The 3,141-nt window shown below is 61.4% G+C and carries 4 protein-coding genes and 1 pseudogene; 4 read left to right on the forward strand and 1 reads right to left on the reverse strand.

Annotated features, from left to right (window positions below; genetic code table 11):
* The first annotated feature begins 200 nt into the window (after positions 1-200).
* Together CKO23_RS26835 and CKO23_RS26655 are read left to right on the forward strand one after the other, a co-directional pair.
* Positions 201-575 carry a glutamate synthase-related protein gene (locus tag CKO23_RS26835; RefSeq protein ID WP_200335968.1) on the forward strand — a complete coding sequence of 125 codons (375 nt, stop codon included), beginning with the start codon at positions 201-203 and terminating at the stop codon, positions 573-575.
* A gap of 165 nt (positions 576-740) precedes the next feature.
* Positions 741-1,115 (forward strand): annotated as a pseudogene (locus CKO23_RS26655) (DUF255 domain-containing protein); the annotation flags it as partial.
* A gap of 57 nt (positions 1,116-1,172) precedes the next feature.
* Here the strand turns inward: CKO23_RS26655 and CKO23_RS24185 are convergent.
* Positions 1,173-1,787 carry a transposase gene (locus CKO23_RS24185; protein ID WP_200335969.1) on the reverse strand — a complete coding sequence of 205 codons (615 nt, stop codon included), beginning with the start codon at positions 1,785-1,787 and terminating at the stop codon, positions 1,173-1,175.
* A gap of 198 nt (positions 1,788-1,985) precedes the next feature.
* On the opposite strand from CKO23_RS24185, the gene CKO23_RS24190 reads away from it, so the two are divergent.
* Together CKO23_RS24190 and CKO23_RS24195 are read left to right on the forward strand one after the other, a co-directional pair.
* The gene (locus CKO23_RS24190) at positions 1,986-2,273 is read left to right on the forward strand and encodes a type II toxin-antitoxin system TacA family antitoxin (RefSeq protein ID WP_200335970.1); all 288 of its coding nucleotides are present in this window, start codon (positions 1,986-1,988) and stop codon (positions 2,271-2,273) included.
* Positions 2,270-2,767 (forward strand): GNAT family N-acetyltransferase, encoded by a 498-nt coding sequence (locus CKO23_RS24195; protein WP_200335972.1) that lies wholly within the window; start codon positions 2,270-2,272, stop codon positions 2,765-2,767. Before CKO23_RS24190 ends, CKO23_RS24195 begins: the two co-directional genes overlap by 4 nt.
* Positions 2,768-3,141 lie beyond the last annotated feature (374 nt).

Raw genomic sequence — 3,141 nt, forward strand, 5'->3', positions numbered from 1 at the left:
GCGAAGACGCCTGCCGCATCCGCAAAGGCCATGCTCCAGCGATTCTGACCTCGATCCGTCACCTTTGCATGAATCTGCTGGAACAAGAGCCCTCCAAGCAGCGCATGTCCAAGAAGCGCCGCAAGGCCACCTGGAACGATGACTACCGCGCTAAGGTTGTGGTTGGTTAAGAATTTATACGCGCTCGCCCTGTCATCGCCTTGAGCAAGCTGTTCACGCCAGCGGACGTCGCCTGGGTCTTATGCATTGGTGCCGACTGCGTCTGCTCGGCGCGTGGCTTCATGTTCACGCGGAGCTGCATCCAAGCGCCCAAATGCGATCTTAAGAACACGCGTCCGACTGGCATCACCAGCCACGCCCCAGGCTCCAGAAGGGGCTCTATCCACCGACCAAGGCGGCGCGCGTCGCGGCCTATGCCGAGAACATCACCCGTGAGGTCGGCCTCATCGCCCACGCCTGCGGGGTGCGCTCGCCGCGCGAACTCAGGCGTTTTCAGGTTCAGATCGTGCAGCCCTATCAACGTACCCTATCAACGCACCCTTGCGCTCGATGCCCTCTATCCCCCACCTGCTTAAATGTCCGGGCCGCCACGCGGCCGCTGTCACGCACAGTAACCGCGGCGCGACGGCGCGCAAGACCGGATGAGGGCGCCGAGGTAGCGCTGCTGCGCCCCGCGGCCGGTCCAGGCCAACCCAGTCGGAATACGCGCGGCCCGCCGGTGGAGTCGCTTGATGACGAGGATGCTGTCCATGCGCAACGCCGCTTTTTTCTTGATGCTGGGCATGCTCGGCGGAGGGTCCGCCAATGCGGAGGCGCTGCCAGCCGCCGCCACGCGCCCGCCTGAGCTGCAACGCCGGCTTGATGCCGCGCTCGCAGACAGAGGGCCTGACTACCACCCACGCACCGAGCATCTGCACCCAGACGGTCGGCCGCTCTTCACCAACCGTCTCATCCTGGAGCGCTCGCCCTACCTCCTCCAGCACGCCCACAACCCGGTCGACTGGTACCCCTGGGGACCCGAGGCCTTTGAGCGGGCGCGTCAGGAGGGCAAGCTGGTGTTCCTCTCCATCGGCTATTCGACCTGCCACTGGTGTCACGTCATGGAGCGGGAGAGCCTCACCACCTATCAGTTTCATCCTGAGGGGACGAAGCAGGGCAAGGGGCGCCCACGTTCAGCGAGCCGCAGGAGTTTTCTCAGCCCCCGTTGAAACCAGGATAGACAGGAGCGGGCAAGCTTGCGAAAGATCCAGTGTGTGGTCGGGATCGGTTTGTTCAGCCGCCTTTTGTTCCAGCGGCGTCGGTGATTCCAAAGCATCGCGACGGCCGGTATCGGTGCACCAATGCATCGCCAGGCTCAGGATCAACACCAAATGGTCGACGCGGTCAGCGTAGCGCAGTTGCGTGTCTTCCAGACCGAACCCACGTGTTTTGAAATCCGAGAACATCGGCTCAATGCTCCAGCGCAAGCCGTAATCACGGATCGCAGCCGCCGTGGGCTGGCAGTCCATGGCAATGATCCACGCCTCCTCATGCCCGGCTTCATGCCAGATGCCAATGTTGGTCTCGACGCCGTCCTGAAACAAACGTGCCCCCGGCGCGAAACCCAACGAGACGCCCTTGGCCAAATCGGCGGTGCAGGTGATGTCCGCACGCCCGACATCGACCACATGATTGCCCTTCAACCGCAACCGATACCCCCAACCCTGGGCATGCAACCACTGAAACAACGCGACCGAGGGATAAAAACGAGGCTCTTTATGCGTTCCAGACAGGTCCCTGGGATTCATCGAACAGGGTCGCTCGACGCCATCACGGTTGCCATATAAAACAGCGGGTTAAGCGATAAGTGCGGACGTATCCGGCCGACTCTTGGGCTTCCTACAGGTCCAGCTGTCCGGAATCCATAAAGAGCCTTTCTGAAAATAGTTTTTTAAATGTACGGCTTAATAACGTACATTAAGAAGAGAGAAAGCGAGGACACCAGGATGCCCAGAGAACCAACCCGTACCGCCCGCCTTGAAGCCCGGATAGCTCCCGACGTGCTGACCGTGCTCAAACGTGCCGCCGAGCTACAGGGCCGCAGCGTGAGTGACTTCGTTGTCGCCGCCGCTCAAGAGATCGCCCACCGAACCATCGAGGAGGCCAGCATTATTCGTCTGTCGGTCGAGGATCAGCGCCGGTTTGCCGAATCCATTCTTAATCCCGAACCTTTGACGCCATCTATGGAGCGGGCCGTTGCGCGCTACCGCAGCCTGACCGAGTCCAATCCGTGATTGCAGAGGGATTTCAGATCGTTGCGCTTGGAAAGCATGAGCGCGCTGCCTTTTGCAGCGGCGTTGAGGCTTTGGACCGGTATTTCAGGGAACAGGTGACCCAAGATGTGCGCCGCCGCCTGACCAACTGCTTTGTCCTGACCGATGTCGTTGACGGGGTTGTGGGTTACTACACCTTTTCCGCCTCCAGTGTGCCGCTTACGGCCTTGCCCGAGCGTCTGTCCAAACGGTTGCCCCGCTATCCTGTTCTTCCTGCCGGGCTGATCGGTCGCCTGGCGGTGGACAGTCGCTACCAGGGCCAGGGATGGGGCGGATTGATGGTGGTCGATGCCGCTGCGCGGGCCATTCGGGCAGACCCGGCGATCTATGCGCTGATCGTCGATGCCAAGGACGATCATGCCGCCGCGTTCTACGCGCGGTTGGGTTTCCAGCGCTTTACCGGCCATGAAAGACGTCTGTTTATTCCACTCAGTGAGATAGCCAAGCGGCTTTGACGCAGTTGGCGTTTTTTTGCTTCTCCCCCTTACTCTCTTGTCCCTCGCTCTGTCTCCACGCTATGGCGGGACCATGACCCATGCCGCCCAGCCAAGACCGACCGCTTTTGTCGAGATTCACCGGATTGCGCCGTGCCGTAACGACACGGCCTTCGTGGACGGTTCCGCCTGGGAGACGGATGCCTTGACGGTCGGGGCGTTCCGCGCGGCTCAGGAGCGCTTAGCGGGCTGCGGTGTTTTGAGTAGGCCGGGCACTCCCCGGACGGTAGGGCGACGTTTGTGTTCTCTGTTTGCCGCCTAGTTTCCTGGCGGTGCCACATGATCTCGCCCGTGGTCCAAGTTGCGACCCGGCCCCTCTCAGAACCGGACAAGCG

This window comes from Thiocystis violacea, from assembly GCF_016583565.1.
Classification (GTDB): Bacteria; Pseudomonadota; Gammaproteobacteria; order Chromatiales; family Chromatiaceae; genus Thiorhodococcus; species Thiorhodococcus violaceus_A.

Excerpts from the sequence above, each read along its gene's own strand:
- CKO23_RS24185 (WP_200335969.1), bottom strand. The coding sequence starts at position 1,787 with ATGAATCCCAGGGACCTGTCTGGAACGCATAAAGAGCCTCGTTTTTAT.
- CKO23_RS24190 (WP_200335970.1), top strand. The coding sequence starts at position 1,986 with ATGCCCAGAGAACCAACCCGTACCGCCCGCCTTGAAGCCCGGATAGCT.